Annotated in this window: 12 protein-coding genes, 4 pseudogenes and 1 riboswitch; of the genes and pseudogenes, 12 read left to right on the forward strand and 4 right to left on the reverse strand. The window is 51.5% G+C overall.

Annotated features, from left to right (window positions below):
* Window positions 1-568 precede the first annotated feature (568 nt).
* The 3 genes and pseudogenes from IT774_RS03460 (at window position 569) to prsR (ending at window position 5,154) form a co-directional block, all read left to right on the forward strand.
* Complete coding sequence (locus tag IT774_RS03460) at window positions 569-1,693, forward strand: beta-ketoacyl-ACP synthase III (protein ID WP_195811350.1); 1,125 nt, start codon at window positions 569-571, stop codon at window positions 1,691-1,693.
* A 35-nt stretch (window positions 1,694-1,728) separates the two neighbouring features.
* Window positions 1,729-3,751 (forward strand): annotated as a pseudogene (prsK, locus tag IT774_RS03465) (XrtA/PEP-CTERM system histidine kinase PrsK).
* Between the two features lie 42 nt (window positions 3,752-3,793).
* Window positions 3,794-5,154 (forward strand): annotated as a pseudogene (gene prsR, locus IT774_RS03470) (PEP-CTERM-box response regulator transcription factor).
* Between the two features lie 12 nt (window positions 5,155-5,166).
* Here the strand turns inward: prsR and IT774_RS03475 are convergent.
* From IT774_RS03475 to IT774_RS03485, 3 genes are all read right to left on the reverse strand, one after another.
* Window positions 5,167-7,329: a tetratricopeptide repeat-containing diguanylate cyclase gene (locus IT774_RS03475; RefSeq protein WP_195811351.1), complete on the reverse strand. Its 2,163-nt coding sequence runs from the start codon at window positions 7,327-7,329 to the stop codon at window positions 5,167-5,169.
* Window positions 7,330-7,459: 130 nt separating this feature from the next.
* On the reverse strand, window positions 7,460-7,762 hold the full coding sequence (locus IT774_RS03480) for a ribbon-helix-helix domain-containing protein (RefSeq protein ID WP_195811352.1): 303 nt from the start codon (window positions 7,760-7,762) through the stop codon (window positions 7,460-7,462).
* On the reverse strand, window positions 7,722-8,417 hold the full coding sequence (locus IT774_RS03485) for an AAA family ATPase (protein WP_195811353.1): 696 nt from the start codon (window positions 8,415-8,417) through the stop codon (window positions 7,722-7,724). Before IT774_RS03485 ends, IT774_RS03480 begins: the two co-directional genes overlap by 41 nt.
* Window positions 8,418-8,526: 109 nt before the next feature.
* A riboswitch (cyclic di-GMP riboswitch) is annotated at window positions 8,527-8,626 on the reverse strand.
* Between the two features lie 268 nt (window positions 8,627-8,894).
* Here IT774_RS03485 and IT774_RS03490 point away from each other — a divergent pair.
* The gene (locus IT774_RS03490; RefSeq protein WP_195811354.1) at window positions 8,895-9,935 is read left to right on the forward strand and encodes an alpha/beta hydrolase; all 1,041 of its coding nucleotides are present in this window, start codon (window positions 8,895-8,897) and stop codon (window positions 9,933-9,935) included.
* 84 nt (window positions 9,936-10,019) lie between these two features.
* Here IT774_RS03490 and IT774_RS03495 read toward each other — a convergent pair whose 3' ends face one another.
* Complete coding sequence (locus IT774_RS03495; RefSeq protein ID WP_195811355.1) at window positions 10,020-11,222, reverse strand: dipeptidase; 1,203 nt, start codon at window positions 11,220-11,222, stop codon at window positions 10,020-10,022.
* Between the two features lie 421 nt (window positions 11,223-11,643).
* Between IT774_RS03495 and IT774_RS03500 the strand changes: the two genes are divergently transcribed.
* The 8 genes and pseudogenes from IT774_RS03500 (at window position 11,644) to mraY (ending at window position 20,372) form a co-directional block, all read left to right on the forward strand.
* Window positions 11,644-12,417 (forward strand): SapC family protein, encoded by a 774-nt coding sequence (locus tag IT774_RS03500; protein ID WP_195811356.1) that lies wholly within the window; start codon window positions 11,644-11,646, stop codon window positions 12,415-12,417.
* Window positions 12,418-12,881: 464 nt separating this feature from the next.
* Window positions 12,882-13,340 carry a division/cell wall cluster transcriptional repressor MraZ gene (gene mraZ / locus IT774_RS03505; protein WP_195811357.1) on the forward strand — a complete coding sequence of 153 codons (459 nt, stop codon included), beginning with the start codon at window positions 12,882-12,884 and terminating at the stop codon, window positions 13,338-13,340.
* Window positions 13,337-14,268 (forward strand): annotated as a pseudogene (rsmH, locus tag IT774_RS03510) (16S rRNA (cytosine(1402)-N(4))-methyltransferase RsmH). Before mraZ ends, rsmH begins: the two are co-directional and overlap by 4 nt.
* Window positions 14,265-14,606: a cell division protein FtsL gene (gene ftsL, locus IT774_RS03515; protein WP_195811358.1), complete on the forward strand. Its 342-nt coding sequence runs from the start codon at window positions 14,265-14,267 to the stop codon at window positions 14,604-14,606. Before rsmH ends, ftsL begins: the two are co-directional and overlap by 4 nt.
* A pseudogene (locus IT774_RS03520) lies at window positions 14,603-16,377 on the forward strand (penicillin-binding transpeptidase domain-containing protein). Before ftsL ends, IT774_RS03520 begins: the two are co-directional and overlap by 4 nt.
* The gene (locus tag IT774_RS03525) at window positions 16,367-17,896 is read left to right on the forward strand and encodes a UDP-N-acetylmuramoyl-L-alanyl-D-glutamate--2,6-diaminopimelate ligase (RefSeq protein ID WP_195811359.1); all 1,530 of its coding nucleotides are present in this window, start codon (window positions 16,367-16,369) and stop codon (window positions 17,894-17,896) included. Before IT774_RS03520 ends, IT774_RS03525 begins: the two are co-directional and overlap by 11 nt.
* Window positions 17,893-19,296, forward strand: a complete 1,404-nt coding sequence (locus IT774_RS03530) for a UDP-N-acetylmuramoyl-tripeptide--D-alanyl-D-alanine ligase (RefSeq protein ID WP_195811360.1) — start codon at window positions 17,893-17,895, stop codon at window positions 19,294-19,296. Before IT774_RS03525 ends, IT774_RS03530 begins: the two co-directional genes overlap by 4 nt.
* Window positions 19,290-20,372 carry a phospho-N-acetylmuramoyl-pentapeptide-transferase gene (mraY, locus tag IT774_RS03535; protein WP_195811361.1) on the forward strand — a complete coding sequence of 361 codons (1,083 nt, stop codon included), beginning with the start codon at window positions 19,290-19,292 and terminating at the stop codon, window positions 20,370-20,372. The genes IT774_RS03530 and mraY overlap by 7 nt, the downstream gene beginning before the upstream one ends.

A 20,372-nucleotide genomic window follows, 5' to 3' on the forward strand; every position in this document is an offset into this window, starting at 1 on the left:
TGTTATTTCACATCACAGGGTATGGCATTAAATCAGTGTACTGCTTCCGGCCGGGTCACGCCAAGATAATTACCTATGATGCTGAATCAGCTTTATAAATAATACGTTAGCGCTGGGATCAAGCCAGCCAACCGCGGTGATCTAATACCGGTTTAAACTGTTAACGGGAGCGAGGCCGAATCAGATGTTTGGAAGAGAAAAAAATTTTCAAACCCGGTTCGTGCCGAAATAGTTAAAGCGCTGAGGATTTGACCAGCCGGACTACTTTGGTCAGATTTGAGCGCATGGTTTGACGCCAGTATTTAGTATACCCAAACCTCTATAGTTATAAATCGATAACCTTAAAATCAGGTGAGATGCTTGTCTTCCGGCTGCTGCAAGGCTGCCAGCTTCGAGGCGGACAGGCCCGCAGGCCGGACTTTTGTCTCATGACAAGGCTGGTATAACACGGTAAGCTACACCGGTATATAATTCATGTTAGTAGCGCCGGCCTGCCGGGGGCATTATGACTCCCTGTAAAATAGACAGAGCACCGGAAACCCTTAACTGACTAACCAAAGAGATAACAATGGCCCAACAAATTGTAGTGAGTGGTGTAGGCGTCTGGAACCCTGAATTCACAATCACCAATGAAGAGCTCGTGGCAAGCTATAATGCGTATGCTGATGCCTTTAACAAAGAACATCAGGCTGACATTGACGCCGGAGATGTCGCTGCCAAACCCCATTCCAGTGCGGAATTTATTGAAAAAGCGTCGGGTATCAAACAGCGTTATATCTACTGCAAAGACGGGGCGTTAGATGTGCAAAGAATGCGCCCCAGTATTCCTGAGCGGGCGGAAACTGAGCTGTCTGATCAGGCGGAAATTGCACTGCATGCAGCCAAAAAAGCGCTGGCAGAGGCAAATAAACAAGCCAGCGACGTGGATGCGGTTATTGTGTCGTGCGCCTACACGCAGCGCTCTTATCCTGCCATCGCCATTGAAGTACAGAAACAGCTTGGCATCGAAGGCTTTGGCTTTGACATGCTGGTGGCCTGTTCGGCGGCCACATTCGGGATGCATCGCGCCTATGAAATGATTGCTGCAGGCAATGCCAAATGCGTATTGGTCATAAATCCTGAACTGGTCTCGCCCCAGATTAATTACACCGATCGGGACAGTCACTTTATTTTTGGTGATGTGGCTACCGCCACGGTGCTTGAAACCGCCGAGACCGCGACCGCTGAACATGTCTATAATGTGCTGAGCACCCAGGCGCTGACAAAATATTCAAACAATATTCGTTCGAACTTTAGCTATATGAGCCGCGCCAATGATGTCGACCCGTACGGCCCGGATAAATTATTTCATCAGGCCGGCCGCAAAGTGTTTAAAGAAGTTTGCCCGCTGGCAGCGGACCACATTGAGCAGCATCTGGCGCGTCACTCGCTGACGCCGGCGGATGTGACCCGCTGGTGGCTGCATCAGGCGAACATCAATATGAATACACTTATCTGCAAGCGGCTGCTGGGACGTGAAGCCAGTGCTCAGGAAGCGCCAATTGTGCTGGATGAATACGCCAATACCGCGTCTGCAGGCTCGGTGATTGCCTTTGGTCTGAATCATAAAGATCTGCACCAGGGCGATTACGGTGTCTTATGTTCATTTGGAGCCGGTTATTCTATCGGTAGCCTGGTATTGCAAAAGCGTTAAGCGTTGAAGTAAAACGACAATAATTAGGGAAGATAATGCTGGCAGATATTGGTTATAGCCTGAGCGCACTGGGGCATTTGGGCTTGTTGTTGTTATTGTTCACGGTGCGTAAGGCCGGGCTGGCCAAATATCTGCTGATGTTGGCCACCCTGGTCAGCTTTGGCTGGTCGGTGGGCTATATTACCTATCTGACCGGCCCGGTGAGTCTGTACTATCTGCTGACGGCCGATGTCACCAAGTTGCTGGTCTGGCTACTGTTTCTGGCCAGTTGTTTAAGAAACGACTTCGCCACCATTTGGGATGTACTGCGCCGCCCCGTAACCATGGTCATTTTATTGCCAGGGCTGGTCACGCTGATTGCCCCTGGTTTTACCGGTTCCAGCTGTCGACCCACTTTCTGATGATGACGATTTTGTCACTGGAAGTGTTGTTGCTGCTGGAAGTGTTGTACCGCCAGGTTGATAAAGATCGCTGGGCGTATAAGCCTCTGGTGATTTCGCTGGGCGCGGTGCATTTGTTTGAATTTGTCACCTATGTGAATGCCACCATGGTGAATATTGTGGATCCCGGGTTTATTGCCGCCCGTGGTTATTTCTATTTCCTGATTCTGCCTTTTTTAGTTATCGCAATTCGCCGTATCAAGCACTGGGGGTAGATATATTTATCTCCCGCCAGGTGGTGTTACACAGCTCTATTATGCTGGTGGCCGGTGGCTTTTTGTTTGTGGTGGCTATGGCCGGCTACGCGGTCAATTATTATGGTGGCAACTGGGGCACCACATTTCAGATTATCACGCTGGGGCTATCGCTAACCTTACTGGCCGCGGTGATAACCTCAAACAGTCTGCGTAACCGCACCAAAGTGTTTATCACTAAACACTTTTTTGCCAATCAATTCGACTACCGGGTAGAGTGGGTAAAGCTAACCAAAGCCCTTACTTCACAAACCAACGGCATGCATGAGGTGTACACCCATGCGCTCAAAGGGACCTGCGAGGCCATCAATTATGACAGCGGGGTGCTGGCCAAAATTGTCGGCAATAATGTTGAGCTGGTCAGCGAGTGTGGGTATGTCGAGTTTAATGAAGCTGAACGTACGGTATTACGTCAGTTGATCCCGTTTTGCGCCAGCACCAACTGGCTTATCGACTTACCCGAATACCAGGTCAATCCTTTTAAGTACGAGGGCTTGCAGCTGGACCGGGAAACCGTAAAAGCGGTGAACTTCGAATTAGTGGTGCCCTTGTTCAATCAGGAGAAAGTCTGGGGCTTTGCGCTGTTGCACAACTCAGGCGACAGCGTCTCACTGAACTGGGAGGTTCGTGACTATCTGCATGCGGTCAGTGAGCAGGTCGCCACCTATATATTGCACAGCGAGGCGGCCAATGCGGTGGCTGAAAATGCGCAGTTTGCGGCGTTTAATCGCATGTCGGCGTTTGTTTTGCACGATCTTAAAAATGTGATGGCCCAGGTGGATCTGATTTTATGCAATGCTGAACAACACAAGCATAATCCCGAATTTATTGAAGATACCTTTGAAACCTTACATTACACCAAGGCCAGAATGGATAAGATGCTACGCCAGCTGACCGAAAAAAATGTGGAGGATAAAGGTATTGATCAGGCACAGCTGTTATCACCGGTAATACAGCATGTTCTGGAGAATCGGTGTCATAATCTACTGCCTGTGCCACAGCTTATCTGTGAAGAAGAGCGTAGCGTGGTGGTCGATGCCGAAAAATTTTCCAATGTTATTTATCATCTGGTCAGTAATGCGCAGCAGGCTACGGCGGATGAGGGACAAATAACCGTGCGTTTACGGGTGGATGAAGCCGAACAGCAACAGCTGGTGCTGATTGAAGACAATGGCACCGGTATGGATAAAGCCTTCATTGAGCAGCGTCTCTTCAAGCCGTTTGATACGACCAAAGGCAATGCTGGCATGGGCATCGGCGCTTATGATGCAAAACATTATATGGAGTCTGTTGAAGGCTATTTAACAGTACATAGTGAAGTCGGCAAAGGCAGTTGTTTTACGCTGGCCTTTCCCCTTGACTAAGCCATCGATTGAAACAACCAATTTATACAGGATAACCAGCACATGACGGATACCATACTAGTTGTCGATGACGATTTGGGGATCCAAAAACAGTTGAAGTGGAGTTTTACGGATTACACGGTGGTCTTTGCCGATGATCGTAGTTCCACCATTGCTCAGTTGCGGCGCCACGAGCCAAAAGTGGTGACCCTTGATTTGGGACTGCCGCCGGACCCGGCGAATGCCTCAGAAGGTCTGGCTACGCTGGAAGAAATTATTGCGCTGGCCCCGCGCACCAAAGTTATTGTGGTGACCGGTAACAACGACAAAGAAAATGCGCTAAAAGCCATTGAGCTGGGCGCTTACGATTTTTATCAAAAGCCCATCGACTCCGATACGATTAAACTGTTGGTTAACCGGGCGGCGAACCTGGCGAAGCTGGAAGATGAAAATCGTATACTGGCGAAAACCCGCCCGGGCATGGGCCGGATTATCGGTAACAGCGATGCGATTCAGACCGTGGTACGCCGCGCCGAAAAAATTGCCGGCACCGACATCAGCACCCTGTTGCTGGGCGAAAGTGGCACCGGTAAAGAAGTGTTTGCGCGCAGTATTCACGAGCACAGCCCGCGTAAAGACAAGCCTTTTGTGGCCATTAACTGTGCCTCTATTCCTGAAAACCTGCTTGAAAGCGAGCTGTTTGGTTACGAAAAAGGCGCGTTCACCGGGGCCAATAAAACCACGTTAGGAAAAATTGAAACCGCCCAGGGTGGCACTCTGTTTCTGGATGAAATAGGCGATATGCCGCTGGGGTTACAGGCCAAAATGCTGCGTTTCTTACAAGAGCGGATCATTGAGCGGGTCGGCGGGCGCAGTGAAATTTCAGTCGATATACGGGTTATCTGTGCCACGCACCGGGATCTGCAGACGATGGTGGCCGAAGAAAGTTTTCGGGAAGACTTGTACTACCGCATCGGTGAGATCCCGATTGTCATTCCGCCTCTGCGTGACCGGGATCAGGACATCATTCTGCTGGCCCGAACCTTTTTAAGTCAGTATCGCGAAGAGTTTGGCGCCAAAGCCAAAAGCTTTTCAGAAGGCGCGATTCAGGCATTACTGGCGCATCGCTGGCCGGGCAATATTCGCGAGCTTCAGAATAAACTGAAGTCGGCAGTCATTATGGCCGAAGGTCAGGTGGTCCAGGCTGAAGATTTAGGTCTGATGGCCCCGGACAAACCGGCTGAAACCGAGACATTGAATCTTCGTGAAGTCCGGGAACTGGCAGAAAGCCGGGCCATTCGCCGGGCCTACTTAACCGCCGATAAAAATATGTCTAAGACTGCTGAACTGCTGGGGTAACCCGGCCTACGCTGTATTCACTGATAGACAAATATCATATGGAAGACATCAAAACCGGCGTATAAGCCGGTTTTTTTTCAGGTATCTTCGGGCCATTGAATACTGGCAATATTGTTTAGCGACGTTGCGAGTTTGATCTGCGCAAGATTGAACTTTTCGGATAATACCGAGGCCGCTGCGGTGCCAGGCTGGTCCGTATCACCGGCTTGCTGTTCACTGGCCTCACGGACACCGACCCAACAGTTCTTACCAGACAATTTTGCCGCGTACAGGCAATAATCAATCAACGCAAAGGTCATTGACCAGGAAGTATTAAACGGCCCGTGAGGGTCCAGGGGCAGGACACTAAAGCCGATACAACAGGTTACCCGCAAAGGCCGGGCGTCGGCCAGGATAAACACATGGGCGGCCACTGTTTGCCGAAAGCGTTCGGCCAGCTCTTCGGTACTGGCCCGGTTCGCATGCCGGCAAATGACCAGAAATTCCTCGCCTCCCCAGCGGATCTGCAAATCGGTATCCCGAAATACTTCCTGAATTAGAGTGGAAAATTGCACCAGCACCCGGTCCCCCGATAAGTGGCCATACTCATCGTTGATTTGTTTGAAATTGTCGATATCCATTAGAAAACACAACAAATCGGTGTCAGCACGGGTGTTGTTTTCGGCCGCCTGAGCGCACGCATGCTGAGCACGCCGAAACTCACCGGGCAGCCGGGTATCCAGATAGTAGCGATTGTATAAACCGGTAAGTGGATCCCGCAGGCTAGCTTGTTCCAGCGACTTAAAGGCTTCCTGCAACTGTTGATTTTTTGACTCCAGCTCAATTGTTCTGGCCCGAACTTGCTGGCGCAGCCACATATTCTGACGATAATGGGCGTAGCGGCTAAATAATAAAAACAGCAACAACATCAGGGTAATAACCGAACCTAAAATCAGCATATTGCGCAAATTCCGTTGCTCGGCCTGTGCCAGCTCGGCGGCATTGCTATGCTCCAACAGTTCAATAGACTGGGCCTGACGCTGTACCTGTAACAACGCGCTTTGCTGAATAATAGGCATCAGTCGTGCCTGATTGGCCAGTGAAGCCGTCATGGCATAGCTTTGCTGCTGCGCTTCATAGGCTTGTTGATAGTCTTGCTGTTCAAACAGCAGCTGGGCTTTAAGTTTTAAAAATTCGGTGTGCAGACCGGCGCGTTGCTGGCTTATGGCCATCTGCTCTCCCTGAAGTACATGCTCAAATGCTTGTTCTGGCTGGTTTGCCAGACGCAGGCCCCGGGCCATGTAAAGATGAAGGTAAGCTTCAAGTTTTGTCGCCGAGTGCTGTCGGGCAAACGCCATGGCGGTGTTCAGATGCGCCTGACCAACATCGGCCTCGCCCGCGGTTATTTCAATCAGGCCCAGTAGGCTTTGCGCCTTATGCAGCATCACAGGCGCGTTGATCTCGGCAAATAAACCTAAGGCTTTGTTGAGCTGTGTTCGGGCCTGGGTAGTATCGCTGCGCTGTAAATTGAGCTCCCCCAGGCTAAAATAACTTGAAGCCACATAGAAGGCGGTGCCGGCGCTATCAAAATATTCCAGTGCGTCATCCAGGTACTGGCCCGCCAGCTCCAGCTGCTGCAGTTGCAGGTACGCCACCCCGATGTAATAAAACACCTGCCCGGTAAGCTCAGCATCTTCATACTGATGACTGTTTTTAGCCACCTGTTGGAGTACCGCCAGTGCCGGTTCGTATTGGCCCCGGGCCACCAGAATACTGCCCACCGTTACCTGCTGCCACGCGACACCGCTTAAATGATGGTGTTGCTGATAAAGCTGTAGTGCCTGATAGGCATGCTCCAACGCCGCCTGTAAATTTCCCTGGAAGCGGTAGACCTTTGCCATCTCCCCCAAAATGAACGCCTTTGAAGCGATCTGGCGCGGTTGCTGACAATGATGCAGCGCGGTCTCAAAGGCCTGAAGCGCGTCATCGTAGGCGCTTTGTGAGCGGGCAAAATGGCCTTTATAAAAATGCGCAGACACTAAATCGTCGGGGTTATTGGAAGGATTTAAGGTGGCAATAAGCTTTGCCAGGTTTTTGTGGGTAACATCAGCCAGCCCTTGGTCAAAGTCCAGTGAGAGCTGTTCAAGCTGCTGGCAGATGGCCGGCGAACACGACAAAAACTGGCTGGGCGATGCCAAACTAGCCCCGCAACCTGTCACCAGTAGCAACGCCATAACAAGCAGACGTACATAATGCATCATACCCACATCCTGGTTACGCGTTTCTACTGTTTTACCTTATTGTATGCACAAAAGCTAATAAAAAAAGGTGAGGTCAAAGGATTACTGACTAGTCGTAATTCACGCTTTTTTTGCTAGCAACAAGATTGCTTTAACAGCACACCAGAAAGGGGACGAGGTTTGCTTGCTCCACCCAGATCCTGATAAGTTTTGAGCGGGGGATCCCAGTTTGTTCGCTCAGCGCCGTCAGCTTTTCAATGGCATGTTCACTGAGAGTGAAGGTAGCCCGGCGCATCGGTTTGGTGGTGCCAGCTTCCTGTTTTTCCGGGAGCCGAACCACTGTCGCCACGCCTTCGCCACGTGCATAGTCAATCGCCTGCTCGATAAAGGTATCCACGCTTACCGGCGTGGCCTTAACTGACGGCTTGGATTTTTTGAGACTGGAAAGACTCATAGCTTTCTCCCTGTTCCCGGGCCAGAAGCTCTTCGATGATACTGCGTATCTCGATAGCGGCTTTTCCTTTTGGCTCACTTTCCATGACCGACATACCGGACTCTTCCGAATCATCATACATGTTACGGCTAAAGGTAACCGAGTCCAGCACCGGTACTTCGAACGACCGACAAACCTCTTTTGCTTCCAGGATACGGCTGGCCAGTGAGGGTAACGATGGGCATTGGGTGATGACAAAGGCCGCATTCATACGAGGGTTTACCATTTTGCAGGTCGACAGAATATCTTCCATATGAGGCACGGTTTTCAAATCACGACGTTTAGGACGCAGCGGAATAAGAATATGATCGGCCACCGCCATCGACGAGCGCAGGGCCAGGTTATCCTGGCCGCCGCAATCTATTACCACATACTCATAATGCTGACGTAAACTCAGCAAATCATTACGAATTTTACCATACAACTGCACACAGTTGATGGCCGGTAATTCCTCATTGGCGTTACGTTCCTGGATCCAGTCTGAGGTGGTCCGTTGCGGGTCACAGTCGACCATCAACACGCTGACCTGCTTTTCATTTCGAAGATATACCGCGATGTTCTGGGCTAAGCAGCTTTTGCCGCTGCCGCCTTTCTCGCCGCCGACTAAAATAATCATGATGTCAGTCCTTACCCGTATGGAATTACCAGCACCTCAACCAGGCGTTTCGGATGCTGGAATGGCCGACAGAAAAAGCAAATCAGTCTGATTAATACTATCAGACAGCTTCGGTAGCCCCGCTGTCATCTGTTAAAAGTGATACCTTTAGCAGGAAAGACCGGTGGCTTTGCGTCACGTGCTTTCGCCTCGCTTTGCCTTTTTCGTCTGTTTTACTGCACCCGCCAGGGGTACCTTTGTAATTCAGCATAGCCCAATAAAGCCAGCGGGCAGGAATGGCGGGAAGGGCAAAGATATAAGCCAGCATACAAGCAGGGACAATGCCTAAATTGGCAATAGCGGTTTTTTGCCCAAGCGCACGTGCTAAAATAATGCATAATCGATTTGTACAATGTAATCGGAGAGTTCCGTTTGAGATGGTCCCTATTTTTCACCGGCCTGCTGCTAACATGTTCAACCAGCACCGCGGTGGCCTCAATGCAACAAGTCTTCACGGCATTCAGTCAGCTGTATCAGACAGAGCTCAATGCGACCAGCCGTTGTCGCGAGGGCGCCGTCAATCAGTATCGGGTGTGTGCAGAAGCCCTGCGTAATGAAGGCAACGGCCCGTTTATTCTGCATCATGGTAAGCCCACAAAAAATGTGGCGGTGTTGTTCCACGGCCTGAGCGATTCTCCCTATTTTATGCGGGCCCTTGCCGCGGTATTACATGATCGCGGCTTTACCGTGGTGGTCCCGCTGCTACCCGGGCATGGATTGCGCGAGGCGGACGCGGCAATGAAAGATAAACAACTGGCCGAGCGCTGGCAGCAGCATGTTGAAGACATCATGGCCGTGAGCCAGCCGCTGGGTGAGCGCTTTTTTATCGGTGGTTTTTCTACCGGCGGGGCGCTGGCGGTCGACCATTATCTGGATGCACCTGAGGATATTGCCGGGCTGATGTTATTTTCAGGAGCGCTGGCGCTAACCGATAATGCCGAAACCATGCATAAAATCTGGGGTATCAAAACTCTGGCAAAACTTATCGATGGCGACTATGAAAGCCACGGCCCCAACCCCTACAAATACCCGGCGGTCGCTGGCTTCGCAGGATTAGAGCTGATGGATATCATCAGGTCTATCCGCACCCGGCTGGAGGAAGGGCAGCGTATACAGGTGCCGGTCTTTGCCGCTCATTCGCAGGCGGATAACACCACCCCGATTAAAGGGGTCAAGCGGTTGCTGGAATATGCAGATGACACCAATACTTTTTTCGAAATAGATAAAGACTATGATTTGTGTCATGCCGACTTACCGCTGAATCGTAAGCTGGTGGCCGACATGCATTTTAAAACGAAGATGGTCAATGTTCAGGAGCGCTGTGCGGTGCCTAAAGCCAATCCTTTGTACCGCCAGATGATATTTATGCTTGAAGCCTTTGTCAGTGCCCATACTGAGATTACGCCAGGGCTGCAGGACAGCAACCGGCCGCGGCCGTATATCAGTTATGATGACTTCAAACAGGCTACTGGTAAATAAACCATAAAAAGCCTGGGCGGGGCTGTGGCCCGCACAGGCTGTTAGTAACGTCAGGCGGCTGAGCCGCTCTTATGCCGCCATGGGTTATTGCTGGCTGGCGTATTGTTCCACCTCTTCCCACACCCGCAAAAAGTTGCGGCCCAGAATGTTAGTGATATCGGCCTCGCTGTAGCCCCGATCCAAGAGCCCCTGAACCAGGTTCGGAAAATCAGCCACATCTTTAAGGCCGGTGGGCAGGGTATCGCCTACACCATCATAGTCAGAGCCAATCCCCACATGCTCAACACCAATCAGTTTGACCACGTAATCAATATGGTCAAGCACTTGCGAAAGGCTTGAATAGGGGTAGGGCTGCTGTTCACGGTAAGAAGTTTCAGCATTGCGTACCTGCGCACTGTCTTTACCATGCTCTTTGACGAGCTTACGGGTGTACTTGCTCAGACCATCGCGCCACTTCCGGGCTTCTTTGGTCACAAACCCGGAACCAAAATTGATCATCACAATGCCGCCGTTCTCACCCAGCTTTTTAAGCATCTCGTCGCTCATATTGCGCTCGAACCCGGGGGTGAAATGACGCAAAGAGGAGTGAGAGGCAATAACCGGTGCTTCGGTAAGCTCGATCACCTGATAAAACGCGTCATCCGAGACATGAGAAATATCGATAAGCATGCCGATATTGTTCATTTCAGCAATCAGCTTTTTACCAAACGGGCTCAGGCCTTTCCACTTCCGGCGTAAGTCGTACGACGAGTCGCTAATGTGATTGGCTTGGGAATGCGCCAGAGTAATGTACCGAATCCCGCGCTCATAGAAGGTCTTCAGGTTGTTGATGTCACCCTGTATAGGTGAGCCGTTTTCCATGCCCATAGGCAGGGAAATCAGGCCTTTTTCAAACTGTTGTTTAACCTGGGCGGCGCTGGTGGCGATGGCAAATTTGTCCGGAGCGCGATAAACAATGGCTTCCACAGAATCAATCAGCCGGTGCGCCAATTGGGTGGATTCGGCAGAGTTATCCAGTGACGCAGGTACGTAAATAGACATAAAGGGCGCATTTAAGCCGCCTTGTTTTGCCCTGGGATAATCAAAATCGCCATCGGCAGTAGCCTGGGTCACATCCGCCCAGGTATCGTGGATGCGGTAGGGCACATCAATATGGCCATCGACAATAATATTTTGTTGGGCAAGCCTGGTTGCTTGCTCAGAGACGTCGGCCACAGCCGACGACAGGCCCACAGTACCGGTTAGACCACAGAACAAGGCGGCGCGCAAAGACGATTTTGCAAACATAAAGCAAGGATTCCTTTTCGTACGAAATTCAACTAGTTATTTTTCTGCTTTGGTTAGGCAGAGCAATTTGTACTCAGTGTGCCATGGCCGCGGCGGGGATACCAGTTCGCTTATCGGTTAAAAAAACCTGTTAATCGGTTGTCATAAAAACTTAAAACTTGATATGGTGCTTGCGCGTGACTTACGCCCGTAAATACGGGATACTGCCCCCCACTCCCTGCTGTTTAGGAGCACGCGCAAGAACGTGCAACAGGGCAGGGCGTTTGTTGAAGTAAATATCGTGGTAATACTTTTCACCCGCATTAAAGCCTGGCAGACAAGGCCGCTTTGACGCGTGGAACGCGTGAAACAACCCGCTAAATGGCGTTGTCTTCTGGTCCATGTATTCATTACCACCCCTAACTGTTACGAGAATTAGATTATGGCTATTAATTACATCCCGCTAGATAAAGAAAAACATAAAGACTCAAAAGTAGCGGTGAATAACACATTTGCCTTTGCAAAGAATACTCACCTGGCCGCCGCGTCGATTAAAGAATTTGCGCAACTGGCTTCCTCAATGCCTATCGTGTTTATTAAAGATCCAAAAGCGGATCGTCATCATGTAGTGGCAATGCTGGGCATGGAACAAAATCAGAACCTGTTTTTGGCCACTGACCGCTGGAAGGGCCCGCATGTACCCATGAATGTACTGCGCTATCCATTCGATGTGCGTCCTGACGGTGATAAGCTGGGCGTCTATATCGATGAAAACAGCGAGCTGCTGGGTGATGAAGGTCAGCCTTTGTTCACTGAAACCGGTGAGCCGTCGGAATACCTGCAAAATCGCCAGCAATTTCTGGGTGATTTAGCCAACAGTGAAATGATGACACAGCGCTTTGTTAAACAGGTTCTGGAACTGGACCTGCTGGAAGAAATCCAGATCCGCTTGTTGTACAAAAATGGTCAGCAGCGCAATGTTACCGGCATGCTAAGCATCAATGAAAAGAAAATGCTGGAATTGCCTGAAGAAAAAGTCCTTGAACTGCATAAGTCAGGCTTTTTGGGCGCCATGTATGCGGTAATGATGTCATTGGGCCAGCTAAACCGTCTGGTAGAGCTGTCAAAAGACACAGAAAACCCGATTCAGACCATGCAACTGAGCAACGCCAATGCTCAGGAACAAGCACAGCCACAAGAAGAAGTTACTCAGTAAGCTTAAATGATTGCTGTTAAGAACCGGTTTTAGTGCGAAGCTAAAACCGGTTTTTTTATGCTGGTCATTGCGTCTTTGCTATTCGGTGCCTATCACTGTGCCCGGCGAGACCCGTCAGCCATCAGGTGCTGCCTGAGCAGCGGGTGAGCGCGGTCAGATTTTCGGCCTCAAGCCATTTATATTAACTTTTTTTAAATAAATTCGTTGTTGTCTGCGCCAGAAGCCCCGGTTTTTTCTGTTCATTAATCAGCCACTTCAAAATTAAGCTGTATATAAATACAGTTCTAGCCCAGTAGATACGCGGCCTCGCGCCCGGTTTTTTTCTTGACAGTTACACAGGTACCTACCTAAACTGTCAATCAGTGGGTAAATGTGGTGAATTGTGGATCGAAAGTTAAAGATTTTGCAGACCAACGTCCATAAAACAAGAAAAATATAAACAAAAACAAAAAAAGGCTAGGGGAATGTTCCGCGGCGCTAACGCAATCAATCTGGACGCAAAGGGAAGGCTGGCTTTACCGACAAAATATCGTCAGCCTTTGTTGGATGATTGCAACGGACAGCTGGTCTGCACCGCCGATTCACAGCAGTGTTGTTTGCTACTTTACCCACTTCCCGAATGGGAAGAAATTGAACTAAAACTCAGTAAGTTTTCCAGTACTATTCCTGCTGAACGTCGTTTGAAACGTCTTCTGCTTGGCTATGCCACAGAAGGTGAAATGGACAAAAACGGACGTTTTCTGCTGTCTTCTCCTTTACGTCAACGCGCACATCTGAACAAAGAAATCATGTTAGTCGGCCAGCTCAATAAACTTGAGATTTGGGATGCCGATATCTGGGCCCGTCAGGTTGAGGCGGATATGGATATTGAACGTGAAGGCAACTTTGAACTTACCGAGCGCTTACAGGACTTTTCTCTATGAGCGAATTTAGCCACATTTCAGTGTTACTCAATGAGTGCATGGAAGGGCTGTCGATTGACCCCGACGGGATTTATGTGGACGCCACCTTCGGCCGGGGCGGTCATTCGCGTAAAATACTGGAACAGCTGTCTGATAAAGGCCGTCTGATTGCCTTTGACCGCGATCCGCAAGCTATCGCCGCGGCGCAGCCGCTGCTTGATGACCAACGCTTTAGCATTATTCATGAACCCTTTGGCACGCTCGCCGAACAACTGCAGGCCCAGGGCCTGGCTGGCCGTATTGACGGGGTACTGATGGATTTAGGAGTTTCTTCTCCGCAGTTGGATGATGCGGATCGGGGCTTTAGTTTTTTACGCGACGGCCCATTGGACATGCGTATGGACACCAGTCGGGGCATGAGCGCCGCCGATTGGTTAAATACCGCCGAGCTTCAGGACATCACTCAGGTTATTAAAGAATTTGGGGAAGAAAAGTTTGGCAAACGTATCGCCCATGCCATTATCGAGCGGCGTGAAACCCAGCCATTGAGCCGCACCCTGGAGCTGGCCGAACTTATCGATGCGGCGGTACCGGTAAAAGACAAATACAAACACCCCGCCACCCGGGCGTTTCAGGGAATTCGTATTTATATTAATGCTGAACTGGAGCAGTTGCGAGTGGGGCTAAAAGCGGCGGTGGATGTGCTTAAGCCGGGGGGCGGCTGGCGGTCATTTCATTTCATTCGCTGGAAGACCGGTTGGTGAAACGGTTTATCAAGGATCAGAGCAAAGGCAAAGTGGTGCCGCATAACCTGCCTGTAACGCAGGCTGAAATTGACGCGGATAAAGTCCTTAAGCCCATCGGCAAGGCCATCAAGCCAAGTGCCGAAGAAATAAATATTAATGTGCGTTCGCGCAGCTCTGTACTCAGGGTGGCAGAAAAGCTATGAGCCCGGCGGCCAATCATGCACATCAGGCGGCCACGAATTTCAGCCTGGTCAGCATTCTGGTTCATGATTTAGCCCGCAACAAGTTGCGGGTTTTGTTGTATTTGATGGTGATTGTTTCAAGCATCGCAGTGATTCTGGCCAGCCATTACAACCGGCAACAAAACATTGAGCTGGAGAGTCTGATGCAACAGCGTGATGAGCTGGATGTCCAGTGGCGAAACCTGGTACTGGAACAGCGGGCGCTCACCGAGCACAACCGCATTGAAGCAATGGTGCAAAAACAGCTGGACATGCATCGGCCCAGCGCCGATCAGGAAGTGGTAATAAAAATAAAATGACCAAGTCACCGCTTAAAGGAAAGAAGCAAACCCGCGGCGCCCGCCAGAATGTGAAGCCTAGTCTGGTGCAGTGGCGTTTTGTGGTGGTGTTGGTGGCGGTGGCGTTAGTGTTTGCCGCGATTGCGGTGCGGGCGGCGTATATTCAGGTGATTGCCCCGGATAATCTTATTGAACAAGGCGACTATCGTACCCTTCGAACCCGGGATATGCCCACCTACCGCGGGTTAATCGCCGACAGAAATGGCGTGGAACTGGCGGTTAGTGTGCCGGTGCGGGCCATTTATGCCGATCCCAAAATTGTCCATCAGAAAAATGGCTTGTCGCGCACCCGCCGGTGGGAGGCGCTGGCCGATGTTCTGGGACGCGATGTCAACGAGTTAAAAGACAAAGTAAAAAATCCCAAACGGCGGTTTGTGTATTTGCAACGCCAGGTTTCCCCGGCCATGGCGGATTATGTCAGTCAGCTTGATATTCCGGGGATTTACCTGCGTCGCGAAAGCCGGCGCTATTATCCCAATGGTGAGGTTACCGCGCAGTTGATTGGTATCACCAATGTGGATGATACGGGCATTGAAGGCCTCGAACGACTGTACGACGACTGGCTCACGGGTACGGCCGGGTCAAAAATAATCCGCCGGGATGCCAAAGGCCGTCAGGTGGAGATCCTGGAAACCAAAGATGGTGAAGCGGCGGGGAATCTGACCCTCACCATCGATCAGCGCATCCAGGCACTGGCCTACCGTGAAATTAAAGAAGCCATGCTGTATTACCAGGCTACCTCAGCCTCAGCCATTGTGGCGGATGTGCATACCGGCGAAATTCTGGCCATGGTCAATGCGCCTTCGTTCAATTCCAATGATCGCAGCGATGTATCGCCGCGTCGAATGCGCAACCGGGTGATTACCGATGCGTTCGAGCCCGGCTCAGCGATGAAGCCATTGGCGGTGTTATCGGCTCTGGAATTTGGGAGTGTCGAGGTCGATGATATTGTGGACACCCACCCGGGATGGATGCGTCTTGGTGGCAGCCTGGTGAAGGATCATCGCAATTATGGCGAGTTATCCCTTGAAGAAATTATCCAGCATTCCAGTAATATGGGCACCTCGCGGCTGGCATTAGGCGTGCCGAAAAACTTCTTGCTCGATACGTATTACAATATGGGACTGATGACCGATACCGGCACCAATATGCCCGGTGAAAGCGACGGCATCTTCCATGAACGCAGCCGCTGGTCGAAGTTTGAACTGGCAACCCTGTCCTTTGGGTATGGTATTTCAGTGACTACCGCGCAACTGGCACGCATGTACGCCACCATTGCCAACGGCGGCATCAAGCATCCCCTGAGTATTGTGAAACGCCCCCAGTCAAAAGGGTGGAAGCCTGAAGCGGAACGGGTGCTGAGTGAAAAAAATGCCAATGCGGTAATGAACATGCTGGAGTCGGTGGTCCAGCGGGGCGGCACCGCGACCAAAGCGGCGGTGGCCGGGTATCGGATTGGCGGTAAAACCGGTACCAGTCGCAAAGCCGTGGCCGGGGCTATGGTGAAGAATATGTAAACATTTTTGCCGGGGTCGCGCCGCTCTCGGATCCTAAACTGGTAACGGTGGTGTTAATTAATGAGCCCGGGGGTGATTTGTATCATGCCGGCGACACTGCAGCACCGGCCTTTTCCGCGATTATGGGCGGCGCCCTGCAACTATTGAATATTCCCCCTGATGATAAACAGGTAACCTCGACCCAGTGGTTGACCGGAGGCCAGCATGGTAGCTAATGCGTTTACCCAAAGTATCCGACCCCTTCTAGCTAAGTTTGGTATCGAAGCACCTGACATTCGGCTAGATGGGCTGGCAATAGACAGCCGTCAGGTCACCCCCCGTCATGGTTTTATTGCCCTTAAAGGTCATGAGCGTGACGGGCGTGAATTCATTCCGCAAGCCATAAGTCTGGGCGCGAAAGTTATTCTGGCGCAAACTGAAGACAGTGAAGCCCATGGGGCGATGGAAATGCGCGGCGGCACGGTGATTGTCCACCTGTTTGACCTGCCGGTCATGTTGTCGTCACTGGCCGCGGCATTTTATGATTACCCGGCCTCCAAGCTGGACTCTATTGCGGTTACTGGTACCAATGGTAAAACCTCGGTGGTACAGCTTATCAGTCAGATCACCTCATTGCTGGGGACCCGCTGCGCGGCTATCGGTACCCTGGGAAGTGGTGTCTACGAAGGTGCTTCCACGCGCTGGACACCGTCGCCAGCCGATAACACCACCCCGGATGCGATTGCCATGCAGGCATTGTTGGCAAACTTCGTGCTTCATGAAGTGCGTCAGGTTGCTTTTGAAGCCTCGTCCCATGCCATTGTCCAAGGCCGGTTGAGTCAGGTGAAAACGGATATCGCGGTGTTTACCAATCTATCCCGCGATCATCTGGATTACCATCACAGTATGGAAAATTATGCGGCGGCCAAGCGTGGGCTGCTCAGACAGCCCGGCCTGCAGTCGCTGGTGGTGAACATTGATGATCCGGAAGCTCAGAACTGGCTGGATAACGCGCCCGCCACCGTAGAGCGGATTTTAACGAGTATGGCACCGGACGAACCCCGATTGCCGCACTACCGCCATTGTGTGGCCACCAATGTTCAATACCATCAGGCAGGTGTGCAGTTTACCTTGCAAAGCAGCTGGGGCACCCATGAGGTGAATATTCCGCTGTTGGGCGCCTTTAATGTTCGCAATATACTCAGCGCGGTGTCGGTAGCTTTGGTTCAGGGCGAAGCCTTTGACCGGATTATACAGGTCCTGCCACGGCTCAAACCGGTAGACGGGCGTATGGAAGTTTTCGAATTCACCGGGCATGCCAATGTGGTGGTGGATTATGCCCATACCCCCGACGCGCTGGAAAAGGTACTGCAAAGCGCCCGGGCGCATACCCGTGCCCGGGTTTGGTGTGTATTTGGCTGTGGCGGCGATCGCGATAAAGGCAAACGGCCACTGATGGGGGCCGCTGCCGAGCAATACGCCGATCATATTGTGATCACCAATGACAACAGCCGCTCCGAATCACCCCAGGCCATTGCTGATGATATTCGCACCGGCCTGAGTCAGCCCGGGCAAGCGGTCTTTGTGGAAGAGCGCGAAGCGGCAGTGCGTTATTGTCTGGATAACGCCCAGCCAGAGGATTTGATTATCGTGGCCGGCAAGGGCCACGAGGAATACCAGATAATTGGTGAGTCCAAAAACAAGTATAATGAGCGCGCCGTCATTGCGCGGCTGCAGATGGAGTACAACACATGATAACCACCACGCTGTCATGGATAGCGCAGAATGTGGACGGTCAGTTACACGGCGACGATATCACGGTAGCGGGGGTAAGCACCGACACCCGTAATATCGCGCCAGGCGATGTTTTTATCGCCCTGACCGGGCCGAATTTCGATGGCCATAAATTTCTGGCGCAGGCCGAAGCCGGCGGCGCCAGTGCCATTATTGCCAGCGCCCCGGTGACCACCCACTTACCGGTGATCACCGTTAATAATACCAGTGAGGCATTAGGCCTGCTGGGGGCTGCGGTGAAGGCTAAGGTGGCACCTAAAACTGTCGCCATCACCGGCAGCAGCGGTAAAACCACCGTAAAAGAAATGACTGCCTCAATTTTATCCCGGCGCGGTAAAGTCCTGGCAACCCAGGGCAATTTTAATAACGAAATTGGGGTGCCGCTATCGTTGCTGCGTCTTGAAGCCGGCCATGACTTTGCGGTGCTCGAGCTGGGCGCCAACCATCTGGGTGAAATCGCGTATACCACCGACCTGGTGAAGCCGGATGTGGCCACCATTGTTAATGCCGCGGCCTCGCATCTGGAAGGCTTTGGCAGTCTGTTTGGGGTGGCACGGGCCAAAAGTGAAATTTTCAGAGGGCTGGGCAGTGATGGTGTCGCGATTATCAATGCCGACAGTCAGTTTGCTGATTTCTGGCTGGGTAAACTTAAAGACAAGACGGTACTGACCTTTGCGCCGGACCAGAAAAAACCAGCTGATTTTTATGCTGAAGATATTTCTTTAGGACTTGATGGCTGCGCCGAATTTCAAATGATTACGCCCGGCGGTACCGCCGCCGTGCAACTGGCCATCCCTGGTACCCATAATGTGGGTAATGCCCTGGTCGCTGCGGCGCTGGCGATGCAAGTTGGCGCGACGCTTGAGGATGTATGTGAAGGTCTGCGGGAAATGGCCCAGGTCAAAGGCCGGTTGAATGTGAAAAAACTCACCAACCAGGTCCGCCTGCTGGATGATACCTACAATGCCAACGTGGCGTCAGTAAATGCCGCGATTGATACGCTGTCTTCGTTTAGCGGGGTCAGGGTGCTGGTGCTTGGCGATATGGCCGAGCTGGGCGAGCAGGCACGGTATTATCATGAACAGGTTGGCGACTATGCCCGTCAAAAAGGCATCGATTACCTGCTGACCTTAGGCGTATTAAGCCAAAGTGCCAGCACGGTGTTTGATGTCCGGGGTCAGCATTTTTATGAAGTCGATAAACTGGTGAGCAATCTGCTAAGCCGGGTGGAAAACGAGCAGCGTGATATTTCAATCTTAATCAAGGGATCACGAAGTTCAAAAATGGAAAGAGTAGTTCAGGCCCTCGAGGAATCCCCGCTGGGAAAGCTTGAGCGCCGTCGGGAGCGTATTGCATGTTAATTTGGCTGGCTGAGTGGTTAACCCAGTTCGAAACAGGATTTAATGTTTTCTCGTATCTGACGATGCGCGCAATTTTAAGCACCCTGACGGCGTTATTGATCGCTATTCTTATTGGCCCGAAAATGATTCGCGCATTGCAGCGCATGCAAATTGGCCAGACCGTCCGTGATGATGGCCCGCAAAGCCATCTATCCAAAGCCGGAACCCCCACCATGGGAGGGCTGTTAATACTGGCGGCGGTGATCGTGAGCATTTTGTTGTGGGCAGATTTAACCAACCGCTACGTGCTGGTCACGTTATCGGTCACCATCGGCTACGGCATCATCGGCTTTGTGGATGATTATCGCAAAGTCATCCGCAAAGACTCCAATGGCCTGATTGCCCGCTGGAAATACTTCTGGCAGTCGGCTATCGCAATTGGTGTGGCCGGGTATTTGTATGCCAGCGCCAGCTCCCCGGCTGAAACCGCCTTGCTGGTGCCATTTTTCAAAGAAGTCTTCCCGCAGTTAGGGCTGGCTTACATGATGATTGTGTATTTTGCGTTGGTGGGCACCAGTAACGCGGTGAACCTTACCGACGGGCTGGATGGCCTGGCCATTGTGCCGACCATATTGGTGGCCGGGGCGCTGGCCATCTTTGCTTATGTGACCGGCAATACTAATTTTGCCGAATATCTTAATATTCCGTATATCCCGCTTACCGGCGAGCTGGTTATTGTATGCACCGCCATTGTCGGCGCCGGTTTAGGTTTCTTGTGGTTCAATACCTATCCGGCCCAGGTGTTTATGGGCGATGTCGGTTCGCTGGCACTGGGTGGAACGCTGGGCGTGCTGGCGGTACTGGTACGCCAGGAGATTGTACTGATTATTATGGGCGGGGTGTTTGTGGTGGAAACCCTGTCAGTTATTTTGCAGGTCGGTTCCTACAAACTACGGGGCCAGCGCATTTTTCGAATGGCTCCCATTCATCATCATTATGAACTGAAAGGCTGGCCGGAACCGCGGGTAATTGTGCGTTTCTGGATCATTTCGTTAATTCTGGTGCTGGTGGGCCTGGCCACCCTTAAATTACGGTAA

This window comes from Salinimonas marina (assembly GCF_015644725.1).
Taxonomy (GTDB): Bacteria; Pseudomonadota; Gammaproteobacteria; order Enterobacterales; family Alteromonadaceae; genus Alteromonas.